Source organism: Halonatronomonas betaini (assembly GCF_015666175.1).
Classification (GTDB): domain Bacteria; phylum Bacillota; class Halanaerobiia; order Halanaerobiales; family Halarsenatibacteraceae; genus Halonatronomonas; species Halonatronomonas betaini.
In genome coordinates this window covers 103394-122399 of record NZ_JADPIE010000005.1, presented here as the reverse complement: position 1 = coordinate 122399, position 19006 = coordinate 103394, and the positions used below count along the sequence as shown (strand labels likewise).

Below are 19006 nucleotides of genomic sequence, written 5' to 3'. Positions count from 1 at the left end.
TTATGTATCTAGTTGGAATAGATGCTGGAGGAAGTAATACCAGGGTCATTGTAATGGAAGCTAGAAATAGAAAAATAGTCGGTCAGGCGTATGGTACTGGCGCTAATTTTCAGCAGCTTGGGGCAGCTGGTTCTGCCAGAGTTATAGCTGAGACCTGTAAACTGGCTCTAGATCCGGTGCTGCTCTGGAAAGATCGTGAAAACGCTGGTATCAAGATTGGGGCTGGAGTTGCAGGCTGTGGAAGAAAGGAAGAGCAACTGGCTTTAAAAAATGAGTTAAGCCAGTTAATGGTTTTTGATGATATTATTATTGAAGATGATGGCAAGACTGCACTTTTATCAGCCTGGCAGGGTGAGCCAGGGATTGTTTTAATCGCAGGAACTGGCTCAATAGCTTATGCTTTAGATGAAGAAGATAATTTTTATAGATCAGGAGGCTGGGGGCCTATTCTCGGCGATGCCGGAAGTGGCTGCTGGCTTGGTTTATCTAGTTTTAAAATGGCTTTAAAGAGGGCAGACCGTTCTGGTAAAGAGGATAAGTTAAGATTTTTATTTGAGAATTTGAATGAAGAAATTCATAATCGGGATCAATTGATCAGTTTTATCTATCAGGGGGATAGACTTCCCAGGAAAGAACTGGCAGGATTAGCTCCAGTGATTCTTAATCAGGCTGAAGAGGGCGATTCTTTCTTCCTGGAAATAGTTGAAGCCGGGGCTAAAGAATTAGCGGCTGAAGTTATTGCTCTGGCAAAGAAGCTACCTGTTGAAGATAGAAGAATAGCCCTGGCTGGTGGCCTAACCAATAATGATTTTTACAGAGGTAAGATTCAATCTTTGATTGAAGCAGCTGCAATTGAGTTTAAATCGATTAGAAAGATAGAACTGGAGCCAGTATTCGGGGCTCTCTATCTTGCTGAAACTCTGATATAATTATATATCCGAGGTGGTATAAATGCTGACTATAAAATGTGCCCGTTGTAAGACGAAAATAATGAAATATAAAAAGATTGGCATGGGTAAGGTTTTAAGATGTTATAAAGATAGAATTACCAGGCTCTATGATGGGGAAGTTGATGGTGATAATCTTATCTGTGGCAACTGTGAGACAGTAATTGGTCAGATAAAAGATAATAAGGTTGATATGATTCAGGATCATTTTACTTATTCCGGTTCTAAGATTAGAAAATAATTTTATTGGAAGGATATTTATGATAGCAGATATTCGCAGGTACATTCCAGGTCTGGTTTTAATAACAATTATAGCATTACTATCACAGTTTATTGCATATTTTTTGCCTGATTTTATTGGGGCAGTCTTTATTGCAATAATTATCGGTATTATATTAAATAATACTATTGGCGTTAATCATCAGGTTTTTGGTCCTGGTATCAAGCTTGGACTTAAGAGACTCCTTAAGATAGCAATTATCCTCTTAGGTGGAACGATTAGCTTTCAACAATTTACTGAAGTTGGCCTGCCTGGTCTTGGTCTGATTGTCTTAATAATCTCGGTGGCTTTTGTCTTTACTTTTAAATTAGGAGATAAATATAATCTTACTTTAAAACAGAAGTTATTGATAGCTGCCGGGTTATCGATCTGTGGAGATACTGCAATTATTACTATTGCCCCGGTAATTAAGGCAGAAGATGATGATATATTTATGAGTATCTGCATTGTGACTTTCTTTGGGGTACTGGCAATTTTTATTTATCCAATAATAGGGTTGCTTTTAAGTTTATCTGATACAGTTTTTGGAGCCTGGGCAGGGACGGCTATTAGCTCAACATCTCAGGTTGTGGCTACAGGCTTTATCTTTAGTGAGGCAGCAGGCCAGGTTGCAACAATGATTAAGTTGACCAGGAATGTATTGATGATACCGGTAATAGTGCTTATTGGTTATTATTATAATACCAGACAATTGGCTAAAAATACTGGCCAGGCTGGAGAAAAAGACTATAATTTAAAAGAAATTTTTCCTAACTTTATATTAGGTTTTCTGGCTTTAATAATTATAAATTCACTTGGTTTAATACCTGCAGGTATAGGTTCTATAATTTCTCCAGTATCAAGGTTTTTGATTCTGCTTGCCCTGTCTGGAATTGGCCTGGGGGTTGACTGGACCGAACTTAAGGAGATTGGAGGCAATCCCTTTATAGTTGGGTTCTTAGTTGCCGGGAGTATGGCTTTGATTAGTATAGTAATTAGTTCTATTCTCTTTCTCTAGTTAAGATGATATAATTAAGTTATTAGACTGAGAGGAAGGGATTGAAATGGATATATTAATCAGCGAATTAAATGCAATTATTCTCCTTGCTATATATTATTTTATCTTTATTTCAGCCCTGATTCTTCTGAAAATATTTGGCTCGCTATCAAAGGAATTTATAAGAAAAAGTTATCATTTTTTCTATGGTATTTCGCTGGCCCTGGCAGTTTATCTATTTGAGAACTGGTATATTATTTTAATATTTTTGATTGGATTTTATCTGCTGGCATTTATATATTTGAAGATAGAAAATCAGTACTTGAGCTTCAAGCTAATAGATTTTGATCGGAGAAATACTACATTTGCAGAGAATAGGGAGCTTCATAAACAACTGAAGTATCTGTTTGTGATGCAGGTGCTTTTAATTGTAATATTCCTGGCAGTATTAGCTCAGCCTGAGGCAGCTATCTTTGGAACAGTTGTCTGGGCAGTTGGTGATGCCTTTGCTGGTTTTATTGGCAAATATTTTGGCAGAGACAGGTATAATAATTTTATATTTTCTAAGAAGAAGAGTCTCCAGGGGAGTCTGGCGTTTCTGTTTACTGGCTTTTTCTCGCTGATTATTTTAACTCTTATATTGCCAGAATTTTTACTGGAGATGAATTTTATAATTAAAATATTTTTTATAACAGTAGTGGCTACAGTAATTGAGGCTGTTTCCAGAGATGGACTTGATACGATTACAGTACCTTTAGTAGCTGCTGCTGTCTTTTCTATTTTACTGAGATTTTAAAATCGGGGTGAGGAGATATGGTTTCCATTAAGGATTTAATGGAGAAGACAGATAAAAAAGAATCTGTGAGAAAAGAGAAATTACTCAGGGCCGCCTGGATGGTTAGTTTTCTGGCGCCTTTAAGTACTTTTATTGCCTATTATTTAGGTGAGACTCCGGTTCTGCTGGCGATATTTTTAAGGAGGACCAATGAATTTATGGCGCTGTTTTTGGCCTGGGTTATTTATATTAAATCCTGTCAGGCAGAGGTATCCGGTCAAAATGAGGAGTCGGATAAGCTGGAGTTTTTATCTGGAATGATTATGGGCATAGTTATGATCATCAGTGGATTTATTATTCTTTATTCTGCTATTAATCAGCTAATCAACCAGCAGCCTCCTGGCTGGCTGATACCTGGTATTTTTATAAGTGTAGCAGGTATGTTTGTTAATGGTTTTTTCTGGTATAAAAATTATAATTTAAATAAGTCTTCCTACTCTTTAATTATGGATAATCAGTGGAAATTTTATCGGGCCAAGACTTTAATGGATATTGTTGTGCTTATAAGCTTAGTTATCACTTTTTATGATCTTTTAGGAGAGAGGTCATGGTTATCTGATCCGATTGGAGCTATTGTGGTTGTTGGTTTTATCTGGTTTTCAGCTGTTCAGATCCTATATAATGGCATAAAAAAAAGACCTGAATTGATTTAATGGTGTTTAGCTCAATTCAGGTCTCAATTATTTAGATTAGGTTATATTAAAAAGTATAAGTTAGTCCAGTTTTGAACTCAAATCCTGATAGATCATAGCTTTCGCCATTGTCTGCATCAAGGTCAAGATTTCTATAATTTACATTACCGACAAAATCTAATTGGTCCTGGATTTCAACATTAATTTCGGCACCAATTTTTGCACCGAAGCCGCTATCAAAGTCGTAATTATCGACTGAGCCGAAATAATAGCCTGAACCTAATAATGCTGATAATGAGACCGGGTTGTCATTATCAGTCTGAACAAGGTCAAAACTTCCTGTAAATACAAGCCCGTTTAATGAATGGGTTGAAGGGCTATATCTTTGATATTCTGCAGAGAGGCCGATAGTTCTGGTTAGATTAACTTTGCTTCCAAGATAAAAACCAAATGAGTTATCCAATGCAGAATCGGCAAAACGTGTATAGCCAAGGCCACCGAAGAACTCAAAGGCAGAACTTCCAGGAATTCTTTCACCAGTTATTAATTTTTCAACTACTTCTTCAGTCTCAGCTGCTGCAATCTGCATGGTTTCATTTATCTCACCACCAAAGAATCTTGCAACTAAAGGTGAGTTCATTCTGGCAATATAGGTATTACCATCACTTTTTTCATAGATGGAAATCCTGCATGGCATCATTGGGGAAACTATTCTTTCATCATCCAATCTTAGAATATTATATGAATATTCAGCAGAACAGAGATCGAAGACTTTAACATTCATTACGTCATAGGCATGTCCGGCTTTTACTTCCTGCATGTCGTGATAATTTAATATACCCCAACCAGCAGCATCGATTTCTTCTCTAAATCTTTCGACGGTTTCATCAAAACCATAAAGACTCTGGTCTTCTAACATCATTAGATCGGCAATTAAACCAAATGATTCACTGGCCTCAACTTCCTGATTGCCTGTAAATAATGCTCCTGCTAATAGAAAGACCAAAACTAAAGATACTGTCAAACCTTTTGTGATTTTTGAATTTAAAATAATAATCATCTCCTATAGATATTTTATAATAAATATGGGTACCCCGTAGCTGTATCCATAAGAGATTTTAACCTTTAATAATAATTATTTCTGTTAAGCAGAATACAGTTTATCTGAAGCTGATTTTGCCCCCGGTTTCTTTGACGGCAATTAAAATAATTGCAAGCATGGCTAAGATTGTTGCCACTGGAGCAAGTCTAATCAGTGCCATTTCTTCGGAAAGTTTGGCCAGGATGCCAGTTAGTGACCAGAGAATGACCAGGGAATAGATGTAATCCTTGAATATTTTTATAAAGAAACCAGTCAGTAGAACTATAACAATTAACAGAATTACATACCAGAAGGTTTCTGTTCTACCAAGTCTGCCCCAATTAATAGCAACCTGCCAGGCTGTTATATTGGCGATTGTTGCCACGGAGATCCAGCCTAAATAGATGCTAAATGGTATTGTTAGCCAGCGGTAATTGATAGAGTTAAGGTTAACTCTTCTGTAAATAATAATTAATGAGAATAGAATACCTAACATTACAAAGATTGAAGCTCCAAGAAGTTCATAATGCCAGAGGAAAATCCAGATAGAATTTAAAATAGATGAGATAAAGAAGAAATAACCCATATCTTTGATATAATTAATGGAGCGGGTTTTCTTTCTAATTAGCCCGACTGTTAAATAAACTATAAGGATAATTAATGAAAGATAGATGACACCCCAGATAGAAAAGGTAAAACCGGCAGGTGTAAAGATATTTTCATATTTATCAGATACATCGCCTGTTGGGATATCATTGATCGGTAAAATATTGGCCAGGGCATTAACAGTAATCATAATTATAAGTCCGATGATATTTAGACCCTGTTTAAGCTTTAAATCTGTAGTCAATTCATTATTGAATTTCATGAAATCAACTCCTCTCACTATTATATTCTTTTTATTTGAAAAAATTCCTTTAAAATTTGAGTTTTATTTTTTTTGCAGGCAGGTATTGAACTATTTATATTTAATTATATAATAGTAAATAGCGTATTTTAGGAGGTAGGAATATGGCAGGGTTGTATAATCAGATTTCTAATGAGTTTAATAATTTGAGAGATAAAATATATAATAAAGCCTCTCTGCTTGCTGTCACAAAAGCAATTGAGGATGTTGTTATTGATTTTAATTTAAATGGCAGGATGTTTGTTTTCTTTCAGAAAGAAAAGTTTTTTCTACATGAGATATCAAGATATCAGAGGTTAGAGAAAATTTGCAAAGAATTATATCTGTTTGCAGATAGTTTCTCTGAAACAACTAGAAGAAAATTTTCAGAGGCTAATTTTATTAATCTTTCAGATGGTAATGATGAAGTTAGCAGGAATATGTTGAAGGAATGGACTGTTATAATTCAACATCCAGAATATTCAATGGCCCTGATAACCCAGGAAACTGAGGGCAAACAACAAATTGATCAGGATATGTTCCGGAAATTTCAGGGTGGCCTTATCTTTGAATCAGAACAGGTTGATCAGGCAATTTTGAATTTAGAAAAATATATTTGTAATAAATATAAAGATAACAGACAATTTTGCAGGATTAATACTTCTAAGAGTAAGCCGGAAAGAATTGCAGAAAAAAGGAATCAAAAAATGGTTTCTCTCTTTTTAAATAATGCTTTAGATCAGGTAGAATCCAGTTTTGATATGCTGGCAAGTCAGATAGTTATGCTTGATTACTCTTTAGAGGAGAATGAGAGAAGAACAAGGGAGATTATTAAAAGGCTCTGTTTTGCTGCTGAATATAAGGATGAAGATACTGCTTTTCACTTGATCAGCCTTAGTTTGACAGCGACCCTTTTATATTCATGGGTTACAGATGAACCTAAAAAATTAAAGGAAATGTATTATGCCTCTTTAATGCATGATATTGGCAAAATCGGTATTCCAGATCGCATTCTTTTAAAACCTGGCAAGTTAACCCCTGATGAATTTGAGGTGATTGAGAGTCATCCCAGGATTGCCTATAATATTTTAAGAAATACAGATCATAAATTATTAAAGACTGCTCAGAAAATAGCTTATACCCATCATGAGAAATGGGATGGGAGTGGATATCCTGAAGGTTTATCCGGCAAAAAGATACCTATTGAAGGCAGGATTGTTGCTATAGCAGATGTTTTTGATGCTTTAATGTCTGATCGAGTTTATAAAGATGCATATTCTTTAGAAAAGACACTTGATATAATGGCTGACGGAAGGAAGCAGCATTTTGATGGCAAACTATTAGATATATTTTTTGATAATATTGAGATTATAATGAGGTTCCGTAATGATATAGCAAAAGAGTTTGCTAAATTTGATTCCAATCAGGTTGCTGAACATTTCTTTAAACTTGAAATTGATTTTAAAAAGCTGGCAGCTGCTGATGAACCTGAATTTTTTGAAATATGTCCTCATTTTAAATAAAAAACCTCCTGGGCAGGTTTTGGCCTTAATTAAGCTCTGCCCAGGATTTTATCTTACTTTCGGAGGGAGGCTATTAACCGCTCTGGCTCTTCTAATAATTGAAAGACATCAAATATATTATTAAGGACAAGGTCGCTATTTAAAATGGTCTTAATAGCTGCTCCCTCATTGCCGATTAGAGCAATTCCAATTGCTGCTTCTTCAAGCATTAGTCTGTCATTATTTCCGTTTCCGATAGCAATAGTTTCATTATTGCCGATTTTTTGGATGAAATCTCTTTTGAAATTAGTGCCATCGCCTTTTTCAATTATTGCAACTTCAATATCCAGTTCATTTACCATTTCTCTAACTGTTCCAAAGGTGTCTGCCGTTAGAATATAAACTTTAAAATTAGTTGTTAATGAATTAAGTTTTTTTATTACTTTTTCTGGCACTTCGCCGCCAGTTGCCAGGGTGCCATTAAAATCAAAGGCCAGATTTTCAATTTTAAATTCACCATAATTCGGGATTTCAATTTTCATTTTTATCACCACCGTTAATAATAACTTCAGGATTGGTTATTGATATCCTTTAAAATAATTTGTTTTCGGACATATATGCAGGAAATTTTAGCTTTATAGAGAATTAATATATTAGAAACAATAAATGGGAGATGATAATTATGGAAATAAAAATCTCAAAGATCATCGGAGTTGGGGTCTTTTTGCTTGCTCTGGTAGTTTTTATGTCAGGTCAGGTTGCAGCTGAGACAGCTCCTGAAATTGATGGTGTAATAAATGCGGAAGAATATAGAGGTTCTGCTGAGTCCAATATTGGGATGGACCTTTACTGGAATCATGATGAGGAAAATCTATATATAGGACTTACAAGCCCAGGTGAAGGCTGGCTTGCTTTTGGTTTTGAGCCTACTTTAAGAATGAGAGATGCTTCAATAATCATTGCTGCCTTTGTGGATGGAGAGCCAGAGATTTCGATTGAAAGTCATATGGGAACTGCTCCAACTGCTCATGCTGAAACTGAAGAAGAGCATATTGGCGATTTTGCAGGCAGTATTACCGAGGATGGGACACAGATGTTAGAGTTTGCCATACCATTCTCTGAAGATTTTATTGCCGGTGTAGAAGAGGGAGAGACCTATACTATTATTCTGGCATATCATGATAGTGACACCAGTTTTTCAGCCCGGCATACAGGCAGAACTACTATTGAAATAGAGTTTTAAGATTTGATTTAATTTAATATTAGAGAGCCCCTATTTATTTAGGGGCTTTATTTTGAGGTTAGGGGGGACTATATGCAATTAGAGGGTAGAGAAATAAAGAAGATAGATATAAAAAATGTTTTGCCAGGGATGCAATTGGCCAGGGCCATCCAGGGGGAATATGGAGGAGTTTTAATTCCTGAAGATACTTTAATTAATAGCAATAATATTAAAAAATTAAGTCAGTTAGATCAGGATTATGTATATATCTATACTGATGAGTTGGAAGATATCGAACATGGTATTGATGAGAAGGAGGAGATTAAAGAAGATTATTCTAGAAAGGTCAATGAGACTGAAGAGTTATTTGATAAAATTAACTTTCAGGGTAATTTAGAAAAAGAGAGTATCAATGATTTGCAGAGGGAGGCTGAATTTCTTTCAGAGGAGCTGGAAGTTGTTGATCTTTTAAATGTTGTCAGGACTGCAGATAAATATACCTATCACCATTCTTTAAATGTCAGTATCCTGGCGAATAAGTTTGGGAAGTGGCTGGGTCTGGATGAAGCTGATATAGAGATGTTAACCCAGGCAGGTCTTCTGCATGATATAGGCAAGACCAAGATTCCTGATGAAATATTAAATAAAGCTGATGAACTTTCTGATCAGGAATATCAGTGGATTAAGCGCCATAGTAAGTATGGTTATAATATGCTTAAGGATTCTGAATCTATTCCAGCTAAAGTTGCTGAAGCTGTTTTAACCCATCATGAAAGATATGATGGTTCAGGTTATCCTGATGGCTTAAAGGGGCAGGAGATACCGCTGTTTGGCAGGATTCTGGCGATTGTAGATACCTTTGATGCAATTACTGCTGAAAGAAATTATCAGAAGAAGAGTTCTCCTTTTAAGGCTATTAAAGTCTTTGTTAAAGAGGATTCTACACATTTTGATCATAAGTTGAAGACGGTCTTCACGGAGAATATTCCTAATCTATTTCTCCAGGAAAGGGTTTTATTAAGTGATGGCCAGGAGGGTAGGGTTGTTTTTATTAATCCCAGACATCCTGAAAGGCCAGTTGTTGAGGTTGCTGATAGACATATCGATCTTTACAGAGAAGATGAACTGGAGATTATTGAAATATTAAATTAAAAATTAACTGGCTTTAAATTTAAAAACCCCCTGTCAAATTAATGACAGGGGGTCTTACGTTTTTTGCTTTATATTAAAGTATTATATACTTATTATAATGCAACAACGTTTGCAGCCTGTGGACCGCGGTCGCCTTCTACTACTTCGAACTCGACTTCCTGGCCATCGTTAAGGCTTTTGAAACCTTCAGATTGAATGGCTGAAAAATGAACAAATACGTCGTCGCCAGATTCTCTTTCAATGAAACCGAAACCTTTTTGATCATTAAACCATTTTACTGTACCTGTGTAAATCATTTAAATATTCCTCCTAATTTATCTGCTGGGCAGTATTACTAGATTTTTGACACCCAACAACATAAATTATATCATGTATTTTAATAATGTCAAGCGGCTTGAAAAAATAAATATAATTAATAAAGGTTGATGAATTTGGTTCCGCCTTTTTGTTAATTAATTCTCTATAAAGGATATGAGAGATATTTATTGAATAACTATATATAAGGGAGGAAAACACTATGTTTAAGAAACTAAAGAATAGTATTATATTTAAGATTAATTCGTTATTATTTATTTCTATTTTAATTGGGCTTGTTGCTATGGGTGTTTTTGTGACCAGAACGATCAGAACGGAACTGGAAGAGATTGCTATTGAGAGGAATCAGGAGGCTGTGCAGGCTTTTCAGGCTGATCTTGAATCCTTTTTCTCAAATCAGGAGGATCTCTTAAGAGCTACTTCTAATTTAGATTCTGTTCAGAGTATTGATGAAGATGCGATGTTTGCTGATTTTGATTATGCGATAGATATTAACCCGGATCTTTTACATATATATTTAGGTTCAGAGGAGGGGGAGATGTTTATTCGTCCAGAGACTGAACTGCCAGAGGGGTTTGATCCCCGGGAGAGGCCCTGGTATCAAGAGGCCAGTGATGCTGACCAGGGAGAGGCAATCTGGACTGATCCCTATGTCGATGCCGGAACAGGTCAGTTAATTATTTCGGCAGCAATACCTGCATTTGATCAAAACGATGATTTTATAGGTGTTGTGGCTGCTGATATTTCACTTGAATTAATGAGTAATTTGGTTGAAACCTATGAAATTGGAGAGACTGGTTATCCCTATATTGCCAGCAATGATGGCACTTTAATTGCTCATCCAGATTCGTCTATGGTCGAGGCTGAATTTAATATATCTGAAGTTTTTGATACTACAGGAATCTTAGGTGCAGGTGAGACAGGTAATCTTGAGTATCAATATGAAGGGGTGGATTCAATAGCTTCATATGCTCCTTTAGAACAGATTGATGCTACAGTCTTTGCCCAGATCAATCAGGCTGAAGCCTTTGCATCTGCAGTTGATCTGAGAAATATTATTATTATAATTTCCATCCTGGCTTTAATAGGTATAACTTTGATTATTTCATATTTTATTAGGAAGCATGTTCTTAGACCGATAGTAAATCTTAATGGGGTAATAACCAGGCTTGCTGATTTTGATCTCCGATTTGATGAAGATCACGAGGCTAATAAATATTTGGAATGGGAAGATGAAATCGGTGATATCACAAGGTCGATTGCTGAGATGCAGCAGAATTTATACGAGACAGTCGAGAGGGAGAGCAGGATATCTGATAACCTGGCAGCTTCCAGTCAGGAGCTTTCGGCAAATAGTGAGGAGATTTCAGCATCTGCTGAACAGGTCAGTACGGCAATAGAACAGGTGGCTTCTGGAGCTGAAGAACAGTCAGCCCAGGTTGATGAGACTAAAAATATCGTAGGTTCTTTATCTGCTCAGATTAATTCGATTAATGAGACTGCTGAGAAGATGGAAGACCAGGCTAGAAATGTAAGTTCAAGCATTGAGACTGGTAATAGGGATGTTAATAATTCGATCACACAGGTTAATCAGGTGAGTTCCAATGTTAAAGAGATGGCCGAGCAGATAACTGACCTGGAGAGGTTATCCCAGGAAATTGAGGATATTGTTGAATTGATCAGCGGTATTTCAGAGCAGACTAACCTGCTGGCGTTAAATGCTGCAATTGAGGCAGCTAGAGCAGGGGAAGCTGGTAGAGGCTTTAGTGTTGTGGCAGATGAGATTAGGGAACTTGCCGAGGAGACAACCGCTTCTACTGAAAAAATCGATAATTTAATAAATGAGATCAAAAAGAATATTAATAATACTGCTAAAATGATGAATGAGAGTGAAGAGGTTGTAGATGAGAGTGTTTCTGCTATCAAGCATACTGAGGAGTCATTTGCTGAGATAGATAAGGCAGTAGAGAGTCTAAATGCTTATATTGATGAGATTGCTGAGAAAAATCAGCAGATGATTGAAAATAATAAGCAGGTTAATGATGCCATTAAGGAGATTGCCCAGGTTAGTGAAGAGGCTTCAACAAATGCTGAAGAAGTTGCAGCTTCCAGTGAGGAACAGGCTGCTTCGACTCAGGAGATAGTCAGGGCATCTGAAGATCTTGCTGAAATGGCACAGGAACTCTCTGAAATTGTTGAGCGGTATCAGCTATAAATTATCGGTATCTGGTCAATTAGAGAACCCTGCAGATATTTTGCAGGGTTTTTCTTCTTTGCACTACTCAGCTATTGATTAAGGGTATAATATCTGATAAAATTAATTATACTATTTTATTTGTAGTAATTATGGGGTGATCTAGTTTTAATCCAGGGATTAAGCTGGTTTATTATAGGAGGGAAGCCGGAGCAAACCCGGAGCATTCCCGCAGGGAACCTGGAGCAGAGCCGGAGGAATCCCGGAGGATTACTGGATTTAAACTGGAAGAATTCTGGTGAAGATCTGGTGTATCGGGGTGTTAAGATTAACTGGAAAGCATCTTAAGGGTATCTATAGGGTATCTATATCGTATCTATATCGTATCTAGACCGAAGCTAAACCGAAGCCAGACCGAAGAATGACCGTATTTATAGCGAAGCTGGATTAGAAGAAAATTGTATTAATTTAATAAGCTTTAGTTGTCCCGACTGGTGTTTTTACCGGTGGGGATTTTTTTATTAGGTAATAATTAGTTTATTTTTGTATATTGCAGGAATAAAGTGGTCTATCTTGAATTATTATTAAGAGAGATGCTAATTGATATTATTAAGTGTTTATTATATAAAGGAGCTGATTAATATGAGTCAGATAATATTTTCCGGGAGCTGGTCTCCTTATCTAGTTGGTGCTTTAATAGGTATATTAAGCTGGTTTTCTTTTATTATCTCGAAGAAGCCTCTTGGGACTTCGACTTCTTATGCCAGAGGCTCGGCCAGGCTTGGATCTGTCTGCTGTGGGGCTGCGGTCTTTGATTGGAAATATTATCAGGAATATAAACCTGAACTTGAATGGCAGTCGATGCTGGTAATAGGAATTGTGATCGGGAGTTTTATTTCGGCAGTGCTTTCTGGAGAGTTTAATCTGGCATTTATTCCGGTGACTGAATTTGAGTCAGTTTTAAACCAGAATATATTAGGGAGAATTTTTTCTGCCTTTGCCGGTGGGATTCTGCTAGGATTTGGGGCACGCTGGGCAGGGGGCTGTACCAGTGGCCATGGTATTAGCGGTGCATTTCAGCTGAGTATTGCCAGCTGGGTAAGTCTGATTATGTTCTTTATCGGTGGCGTTGTAACTGCGCTTTTAATTCTATAAATGGGGCAGGTGAATATAAATGGAAAGTAAGTCCAGATTGATGAAAGGTCTTGGTACCGGGATTATTTTTGGTTTTTTACTCCACCGGGGTGGAGTAACTGATTATAATGTGCTGGTTGGCCAGTTAGTTTTAGAGGATTTTACTGTTGCCAAGATTATTTTAACGGCGATAGTTGTTGGTATGATAGGGGTTTATTTTTTAAATGATAGAGGGATTGTTGAGCTTAAGCCTAAATCTGGCTCCTTAAGGCGGGCGATTCCAGGTGGATTGGTCTTTGGTGCTGGTTTTGCCTTATTAGGTTATTGTCCAGGGACTATTGCCGGTGCGATTGGCCAGGGCAGTATAGATGCATTGGTCCCAGGGCTTTTAGGGATATTTACCGGTTCGTTTTTCTTTGCTGCCTTTTATGAGAGATTTAGTGATTCGATCAATAAGAATGTATTTAAGGTTGATACCTTTCCTGAATTATTGAAGGTTAACCACTGGAAGCTGGTTATTCCATTTTCTATTGTGATTATTGTATTTCTGGTCTGGCTTGAAAGTATAGGGCTTTAAGATGGATTTTGAGATAGCTTTAACCCTGATAATACTGGTGGCTACAATTGTATTATTTATAACTGAAGCCTTCAGGGTTGATATTATTGCAATGCTTGTTATGTTAACTCTGGGCTGGACAGGACTGATTACTCCAGCCGAGGCTTTTTCAGGGCTTTCCAGTAATGCTGTTATTGCTATTATTGCAATTATGATTATCGGTTATGGAATGGAACAGTCAGGTGTGATGCAAAAAATCACCAGACCGCTGCTGGCAATTGCCGGTAAGAGCGAGAAGAAACTGACGGTTATTCTGTCTTTATCTGCTGGGGCTGTTTCTGGCTTGATGCAGAATATTGGTGTGATTGCTCTCTTTCTGCCAGTGGTCCGGAAGATGACCAGGAAATTAAATCTATCGTTAAGAAAAGTCTTAATGCCAGTCGGATTCGCTGTGATTTTAGGCGGGAACCTGACTATGGTTGGAGCAGGCAATTTGATTATTCTTAATGATCTTTTGATTCAACAGGGTGCAGCGCCATTTAATCTCTTTGCAGTCTTTCCGATTGGACTGGCAGTCTTATTATTTGGGATTGGCTATTTTTACTTATTTGGCGATAGACTGCTGCCTGCAGATAGAAAGCAGGGTGAGAGTTTCTGGGAGCAGCAGCAGAAATTGATCTCTAACTGGGAGCTGGCTACGACTGTTCATACCTATAAAATTTCTGAGGGTTGTGAGCTTTTGAGTAAGACCCTTGAGGAATCAGATCTCTGGTCTGATTATGGTCTCTATCTCCTGGCTTTAAAGGAGGGGGATGATATTTCCTATGCTCCCTGGCGGTTTACCAGGTTTGCCGCTGGCCAGGAAGTTATTATTATGGGAGAAAAAGATGCTTTGTGCAGATTTGCCAGGGATTATGAATTGATTCTAGAGAAGGAGTATGATAATTACAGAGAGAATGATGAACTGGAGAATACTGCCTTTGCTGAATTGATGATACCTCCACGCTCTGAGCTGGCTGGTAAATCGATCAGGGATATTGCAGTCAGGAAGAATTATTTTGTCAATCCTGTCCATTTAATTAGAGGTGAAAAGGAGATAAGTGGAGATTTCTCTGACTTTAATTTTTGTCCTGGTGATACCCTGGTTGTTTATGGCCCTGAGGAGAATATCAGGCAGTTAAAGTCTGAGACTGACCTGATACTCCTGACTTCCCTTGAACCCAGGAAGACTGAAGGGAATAAGCCATTTATTGCGATTGGATCATTTTTATTATCTATTTTACTTATTATTTTAGGTTTTAATTTAGGGCTGGCATTCTTTACTGGAGCCGTCTTAATTATTTTATCTGGAATTGTGAAGCTTAATGAGATTTATCAGGCTGTTGATTGGAAGACTGTCTTTTTGTTGACTGGACTTATTCCGCTAGGCATTGCTATGGAGAATACAGGGGCTGCTCAATATCTTGCTAATTTGATAATTATGCCCCTTCAGGATGGCCCGGCCTTCTTAATTTTACTGGCGGTGGCTCTGCTGGCAAGTATCTTTACATTGTTTATGTCGAATGTTGCTGCGACTGTTGTGCTTGTTCCTCTGGTTATGATAATTGGCGGTGAGATCGGGATTAACCCAAGAGGTCTGGCTCTGCTGGCTGCTGTTTCGGCCTCTAATTCATTTATTTTGCCGACCCATCAGGTTAATGCTTTCTTTATGCCTGCCGGCGATTATAAGAGTCGGGATTATCTGAAATCTGGAGGTTTTCTGTCTTTAGCTTATATTTTGATTGCAAGTCTGATGGTTTATTTATTTTATATTTAACTATTTTAAAAGGAGTGGTTATTAATGTTATTTGAAAAGATTAAGTCCCCTGGTATTGCCCATATTTCGTATTTGATTGGTGATGGTAATGAGGCTATTGTTGTTGATCCAAGAAGAGATATCGATATTTACTTAGAAAAAGCAGTTGAAGAGGGTTACAAGATTACTAAGATTTTTGAGACCCACAGGAATGAGGATTATATTATCGGTTCAACTGAGCTTAAGGCTAAGACTGGAGCTGAGATCTGGCATGCCGATGAGATGCTTGATTATCAGTATGGCAAGCCTGTTGAGGATGGTCAGGAATTTATGGTTGGAAGATTGAAATTTGAGGCCATGCATACACCAGGACATACCCCTGGTTCTATGAGTTATATTCTTTATGGATATGAAGGCGACCCCTGGATGGTCTTTACTGGTGATGCCCTCTTTGCCGGTGATGTCGGTAGAATTGACTTTTTAGGTGAGGAGAATTTAGAAAAGACTGGAAGCTGGCTTTATGATTCTATTTTTAATAAGATTCTGCCATTAGGCGATGAAGTTATTCTCTGTCCTGCTCATGGGGCCGGGTCAGTCTGTGCTTCAGCAATTTCTGATAGGGAATGGACAACTCTTGGTATTGAGAGGAAGTTGAATCCTAAATTGCAGGTTGACAGTAAAGAGGAGTTTATTGAACTCCATGGCGAGATGCTTGAATATCCTCCATACTTTGAGAATATGGAAGCATCGAATCTGACTGGCGGGGATCCTTTAGCCAGTTATGAGAAGCCGGCGGCTTTATCTCCTGATGAATTTGCGGAGGCTATGGAAGATGATGACACCTATGTTCTAGATGTTAGAATGGAAGTTAGTTATGCCTCGGCCCATGTTCCAGGCTCTATTTCGATTCCACTGCAGAATCTGCCAAGTTTTGTTGGCTGGTTCATTCCAGTTGGGGCTAAAGTTCTGTTAGTAACTGAAGGTGAATATCCAGAGAAGGCTATTAAACATTTATATAGAACTGGCTATGATGATATTTTAGGTTATTTAAGTGGAGGTATTATTAGCTGGCATATGGCCGGGAAGAAGAGTGAATCAGTCAATACTGTTACTGTTGATAAGCTCTGTACCCTGCTTGATACCGAGCCTGAGGATCGCTTTATTCTTGATATCCGTTCTGAAGATGAGGTTGAGTCTGAAGGCGAGATTAAGGATGCTGAGAATATTCATTTAACTCAACTACCTGAACATTATGATGAGTTGCCTGAAGATGTTCCTTTATATATCTTCTGTGGTAGTGGCTTAAGATCGATGACAGCAGCCAGTTTATTACAGAATGAGGGCTTTATTAACCAGAGAGTTGTTTTAGGTGGCCTAATCGCCTGGAATTCAACGACCTGCCCGATTGTTTAAAATTTAGTTTGATTTGATTATTGAAGCTAAATTTGATAATATTAAATGGAGTTTAATTATAAAATATGAGTGATTAAATTAATCTGGGAGGTCAAAAAATGTCAGAAGATCAAAATCAAGAAGAAAATTCACCGAAACTGACCGAAAAGAAAGTAACTCGCCGTGATTTTATTGCTAAATCCGGTAAGGTAGTTGCTGGTGCCTTTGCTGCCAGTATGGGAATGAAGTACTTTGCTGGATCTGCTATGGCAGATTCAACTTCAAGTCTCACTTTGTTAACGACCACTGATGAGCATCAGTATATAGTTCCTTATGACTATATGTCTGATACCGAGAGAGATAATATTGGATTGTCCAAGGTATTTACATTAATTGAAGAAGAAAGAGCAGAAAGAGAAAATACCATGCTTTTATCTGCAGGCGATACAATTCAGGGTAGCCTTGTTGGTAATTATGAATTTGCAGTTGAACCTTTAGAAGATGGTGAAACTCAAACTATCGTGAAGGTCTTTAACCATATGGGTTATCAGGCTGCTGCTGTTGGTAATCATGAGCTTCAGGATTATGGTATGCCTTTCTTTGAGAAGGCTGTTGCCGGTTCTGAATTCCCCTGGTTATCAGCTAACATAAAAGAGGTTGAGACAGGAGATCACTATGTTGAGCCTTATACAATTGTTGAACAGGAGATAGATGGTGAAATCGTAAAAGTCGGTATCTTTGGTGCCACTCCTCCACAGACTATGCTCTGGGGAAGCGATCATGTTAGTGGTATTTTAGATTTCGAAGAGATCGTTGATGCTGCTGAAGAAATTATGCCTGAACTTAGAGAAGAGGCAGATATTGTAATTGCTCTGGCCCATACCGGTATTGATGATTCTCCAAAAGACTCTGCAGATGCCAGAGAGAATGCAGCTATTTATTTATCAGAGGTTGATGGAATTGATGCCATGATTTTAGGTCATAATCACCGTCACCTACCAGGTGATTTTGATGGTGTTGAGATGGTTGATAACGAGCTTGGTCTAATCAATGGTATTCCAGCTATTATGGCCGGATCCTGGGGAGATGCCCTTGGAGCAATTGATCTTGAATTAGGTAAACAGAATGGCCAGTGGAGGATTGCTGAAGCCAGTGTTAGATTAAGAGAGATAGATGAAAATGTTGCATCTCATCAGGAGATTGAAGAATTGGCTTCAGATGTTCATGATAATACTGTTGAATATGTTAGAACTCCAATCGGAACTGCCGGGATCGGGATAGCTTCATTCTTCTCAAGAGTTGCTGATTCTCCAGTAACTCAGGTTGTTAATGATGCCCAGCTCTGGTGGGCTGAAAAAGAATTTGCTGAAGGCGATTATTCTGATCTGCCAATTCTGTCAGCTGCTGCTCCATTCCAGGCAGGCCGTGAAGATGCTGAATACTTCACCAATGTAAAAGAGGGAGATATTACAATTGGTGATGTAACTGATATCTATATCTATGATAACGAGATTAGAGTGATGAAGGTTACCGGTGCTGAAGTTATTGAATGGCTTGAAAGAAGTGCTGAGAACTTCAACCAGATTGATCCTGATTCCACTGAAGTTCAGGACTTGCTTGATGGTGGTTTCTCTGCTTATAATTATGATGTTATCGATGGTGTTGATTATGAAATAGATGTAACTCAGCCAGAGGGTCAGAGAATTACTAATGTCATGTTTGATGGTGAACCAATTGATGAAGATCAGGAATTCCTGGTTGTAACCAATGATTACCGTGCCGGTGGCGGCGGTGGCTTTGGTCCTACTGAAAGAATGGACCCGGTCTATGCCCCATCTGGATTAGTTAATAGAGAGATTATTATTGAGTATATTGAGGAACTAGGAACAGTTACTCCTACTCCAACAGATAACTGGAGAATCAAACCAGTTGAAGTTGCTGGACCTGTTCATTTCCGTTCCCACCCTGAAGCCTATGAAGATATCGTGCCTGGACTAGAGGGTAAGATAGAGTTCTTAGAGCTTGATGAAAATGGAATGGGAGTATTTGATCTGGATATTGCTAATCTTTAATAGCAATAATAAAAAGATATAAAATTAGCGGCCCT

At 37.8% G+C, this 19006-nt stretch carries 18 protein-coding genes; 14 read left to right on the top strand and 4 right to left on the bottom strand.

Annotated elements, in window-relative coordinates; all coding sequences use genetic code 11:
- Positions 1-2 precede the first annotated feature (2 nt).
- Genes I0Q91_RS09885 through I0Q91_RS09865 form a run of 5 tightly spaced genes read left to right on the top strand, consistent with a single transcriptional unit; the run spans position 3 to position 3691 of the window.
- Positions 3-929 carry an N-acetylglucosamine kinase gene (locus tag I0Q91_RS09885; protein WP_270454348.1) on the top strand — a complete coding sequence of 309 codons (927 nt, stop codon included), beginning with the start codon at positions 3-5 and terminating at the stop codon, positions 927-929.
- 22 nt (positions 930-951) lie between these two features.
- Entirely contained in the window at positions 952-1188 is a 237-nt protein-coding gene (locus I0Q91_RS09880) for a hypothetical protein (RefSeq protein ID WP_270454347.1), read from the top strand.
- A 19-nt stretch (positions 1189-1207) separates the two neighbouring features.
- Positions 1208-2224, top strand: coding sequence for a YeiH family protein (locus I0Q91_RS09875; RefSeq protein ID WP_270454346.1), 1017 nt, complete (start codon positions 1208-1210; stop codon positions 2222-2224).
- A gap of 46 nt (positions 2225-2270) precedes the next feature.
- Positions 2271-2999, top strand: a complete 729-nt coding sequence (locus tag I0Q91_RS09870) for a diacylglycerol/polyprenol kinase family protein (protein WP_270454345.1) — start codon at positions 2271-2273, stop codon at positions 2997-2999.
- 17 nt (positions 3000-3016) lie between these two features.
- Positions 3017-3691 (top strand): cation transporter, encoded by a 675-nt coding sequence (locus tag I0Q91_RS09865; RefSeq protein WP_270454344.1) that lies wholly within the window; start codon positions 3017-3019, stop codon positions 3689-3691.
- Between the two features lie 46 nt (positions 3692-3737).
- Here the strand turns inward: I0Q91_RS09865 and I0Q91_RS09860 are convergent, their stop codons facing one another.
- The gene (locus I0Q91_RS09860) at positions 3738-4694 is read right to left on the bottom strand and encodes a DUF302 domain-containing protein (RefSeq protein WP_270454343.1); all 957 of its coding nucleotides are present in this window, start codon (positions 4692-4694) and stop codon (positions 3738-3740) included.
- Positions 4695-4830: 136 nt separating this feature from the next.
- Positions 4831-5619 carry a TspO/MBR family protein gene (locus I0Q91_RS09855; protein ID WP_270454342.1) on the bottom strand — a complete coding sequence of 263 codons (789 nt, stop codon included), beginning with the start codon at positions 5617-5619 and terminating at the stop codon, positions 4831-4833.
- 143 nt (positions 5620-5762) lie between these two features.
- Here I0Q91_RS09855 and I0Q91_RS09850 point away from each other — a divergent pair, with 143 nt between their 5' ends.
- Complete coding sequence (locus tag I0Q91_RS09850; RefSeq protein WP_270454341.1) at positions 5763-7160, top strand: HD domain-containing phosphohydrolase; 1398 nt, start codon at positions 5763-5765, stop codon at positions 7158-7160.
- 53 nt (positions 7161-7213) lie between these two features.
- Here I0Q91_RS09850 and I0Q91_RS09845 read toward each other — a convergent pair whose 3' ends face one another.
- Positions 7214-7681 carry an HAD family hydrolase gene (locus tag I0Q91_RS09845; protein WP_270454340.1) on the bottom strand — a complete coding sequence of 156 codons (468 nt, stop codon included), beginning with the start codon at positions 7679-7681 and terminating at the stop codon, positions 7214-7216.
- A gap of 140 nt (positions 7682-7821) precedes the next feature.
- Here I0Q91_RS09845 and I0Q91_RS09840 point away from each other — a divergent pair, with 140 nt between their 5' ends.
- On the top strand, positions 7822-8382 hold the full coding sequence (locus tag I0Q91_RS09840; RefSeq protein ID WP_270454339.1) for a DOMON domain-containing protein: 561 nt from the start codon (positions 7822-7824) through the stop codon (positions 8380-8382).
- A gap of 72 nt (positions 8383-8454) precedes the next feature.
- Complete coding sequence (locus I0Q91_RS09835; protein WP_270454338.1) at positions 8455-9513, top strand: HD-GYP domain-containing protein; 1059 nt, start codon at positions 8455-8457, stop codon at positions 9511-9513.
- Between the two features lie 92 nt (positions 9514-9605).
- On the opposite strand, the gene I0Q91_RS09830 is transcribed toward I0Q91_RS09835, so the two are convergent.
- Positions 9606-9809 carry a cold-shock protein gene (locus tag I0Q91_RS09830; RefSeq protein ID WP_282550596.1) on the bottom strand — a complete coding sequence of 68 codons (204 nt, stop codon included), beginning with the start codon at positions 9807-9809 and terminating at the stop codon, positions 9606-9608.
- Between the two features lie 221 nt (positions 9810-10030).
- Here I0Q91_RS09830 and I0Q91_RS09825 point away from each other — a divergent pair, with 221 nt between their 5' ends.
- The 6 genes from I0Q91_RS09825 to I0Q91_RS09800 all read left to right on the top strand — a co-directional run bounded on the left by I0Q91_RS09825 (position 10031) and on the right by I0Q91_RS09800 (position 18971).
- Positions 10031-12043 carry a methyl-accepting chemotaxis protein gene (locus tag I0Q91_RS09825; RefSeq protein WP_270454337.1) on the top strand — a complete coding sequence of 671 codons (2013 nt, stop codon included), beginning with the start codon at positions 10031-10033 and terminating at the stop codon, positions 12041-12043.
- 621 nt (positions 12044-12664) lie between these two features.
- Entirely contained in the window at positions 12665-13177 is a 513-nt protein-coding gene (locus I0Q91_RS09820) for a YeeE/YedE thiosulfate transporter family protein (protein ID WP_270454336.1), read from the top strand.
- Between the two features lie 19 nt (positions 13178-13196).
- Positions 13197-13733 (top strand): DUF6691 family protein, encoded by a 537-nt coding sequence (locus I0Q91_RS09815; protein ID WP_270454335.1) that lies wholly within the window; start codon positions 13197-13199, stop codon positions 13731-13733.
- 1 nt (position 13734) lies between these two features.
- A complete protein-coding gene (locus I0Q91_RS09810; protein ID WP_270454334.1) occupies positions 13735-15528 on the top strand; it encodes an SLC13 family permease in 1794 nt (597 codons plus the stop codon).
- A gap of 24 nt (positions 15529-15552) precedes the next feature.
- Entirely contained in the window at positions 15553-16920 is a 1368-nt protein-coding gene (locus I0Q91_RS09805; protein WP_270454333.1) for an MBL fold metallo-hydrolase, read from the top strand.
- A gap of 98 nt (positions 16921-17018) precedes the next feature.
- Positions 17019-18971, top strand: coding sequence for a bifunctional 2',3'-cyclic-nucleotide 2'-phosphodiesterase/3'-nucleotidase (locus I0Q91_RS09800; protein WP_270454332.1), 1953 nt, complete (start codon positions 17019-17021; stop codon positions 18969-18971).
- The last annotated feature ends 35 nt before the right edge of the window (positions 18972-19006 follow it).

What these genes read in the sequence shown, in the direction of transcription:
- I0Q91_RS09885 (WP_270454348.1), top strand. Translation starts at nt 3, where the DNA reads ATGTATCTAGTTGGAATAGATGCTGGAGGAAGTAATACCAGGGTCATT.
- I0Q91_RS09880 (WP_270454347.1), top strand. Translation starts at nt 952, where the DNA reads ATGCTGACTATAAAATGTGCCCGTTGTAAGACGAAAATAATGAAATAT.
- I0Q91_RS09875 (WP_270454346.1), top strand. Translation starts at nt 1,208, where the DNA reads ATGATAGCAGATATTCGCAGGTACATTCCAGGTCTGGTTTTAATAACA.
- I0Q91_RS09870 (WP_270454345.1), top strand. Translation starts at nt 2,271, where the DNA reads ATGGATATATTAATCAGCGAATTAAATGCAATTATTCTCCTTGCTATA.
- I0Q91_RS09865 (WP_270454344.1), top strand. Translation starts at nt 3,017, where the DNA reads ATGGTTTCCATTAAGGATTTAATGGAGAAGACAGATAAAAAAGAATCT.
- I0Q91_RS09855 (WP_270454342.1), bottom strand. Translation starts at nt 5,619, where the DNA reads ATGAAATTCAATAATGAATTGACTACAGATTTAAAGCTTAAACAGGGT.
- I0Q91_RS09850 (WP_270454341.1), top strand. Translation starts at nt 5,763, where the DNA reads ATGGCAGGGTTGTATAATCAGATTTCTAATGAGTTTAATAATTTGAGA.
- I0Q91_RS09845 (WP_270454340.1), bottom strand. Translation starts at nt 7,681, where the DNA reads ATGAAAATTGAAATCCCGAATTATGGTGAATTTAAAATTGAAAATCTG.
- I0Q91_RS09840 (WP_270454339.1), top strand. Translation starts at nt 7,822, where the DNA reads ATGGAAATAAAAATCTCAAAGATCATCGGAGTTGGGGTCTTTTTGCTT.
- I0Q91_RS09835 (WP_270454338.1), top strand. Translation starts at nt 8,455, where the DNA reads ATGCAATTAGAGGGTAGAGAAATAAAGAAGATAGATATAAAAAATGTT.
- I0Q91_RS09830 (WP_282550596.1), bottom strand. Translation starts at nt 9,809, where the DNA reads ATGATTTACACAGGTACAGTAAAATGGTTTAATGATCAAAAAGGTTTC.
- I0Q91_RS09825 (WP_270454337.1), top strand. Translation starts at nt 10,031, where the DNA reads ATGTTTAAGAAACTAAAGAATAGTATTATATTTAAGATTAATTCGTTA.
- I0Q91_RS09820 (WP_270454336.1), top strand. Translation starts at nt 12,665, where the DNA reads ATGAGTCAGATAATATTTTCCGGGAGCTGGTCTCCTTATCTAGTTGGT.
- I0Q91_RS09815 (WP_270454335.1), top strand. Translation starts at nt 13,197, where the DNA reads ATGGAAAGTAAGTCCAGATTGATGAAAGGTCTTGGTACCGGGATTATT.
- I0Q91_RS09810 (WP_270454334.1), top strand. Translation starts at nt 13,735, where the DNA reads ATGGATTTTGAGATAGCTTTAACCCTGATAATACTGGTGGCTACAATT.
- I0Q91_RS09805 (WP_270454333.1), top strand. Translation starts at nt 15,553, where the DNA reads ATGTTATTTGAAAAGATTAAGTCCCCTGGTATTGCCCATATTTCGTAT.
- I0Q91_RS09800 (WP_270454332.1), top strand. Translation starts at nt 17,019, where the DNA reads ATGTCAGAAGATCAAAATCAAGAAGAAAATTCACCGAAACTGACCGAA.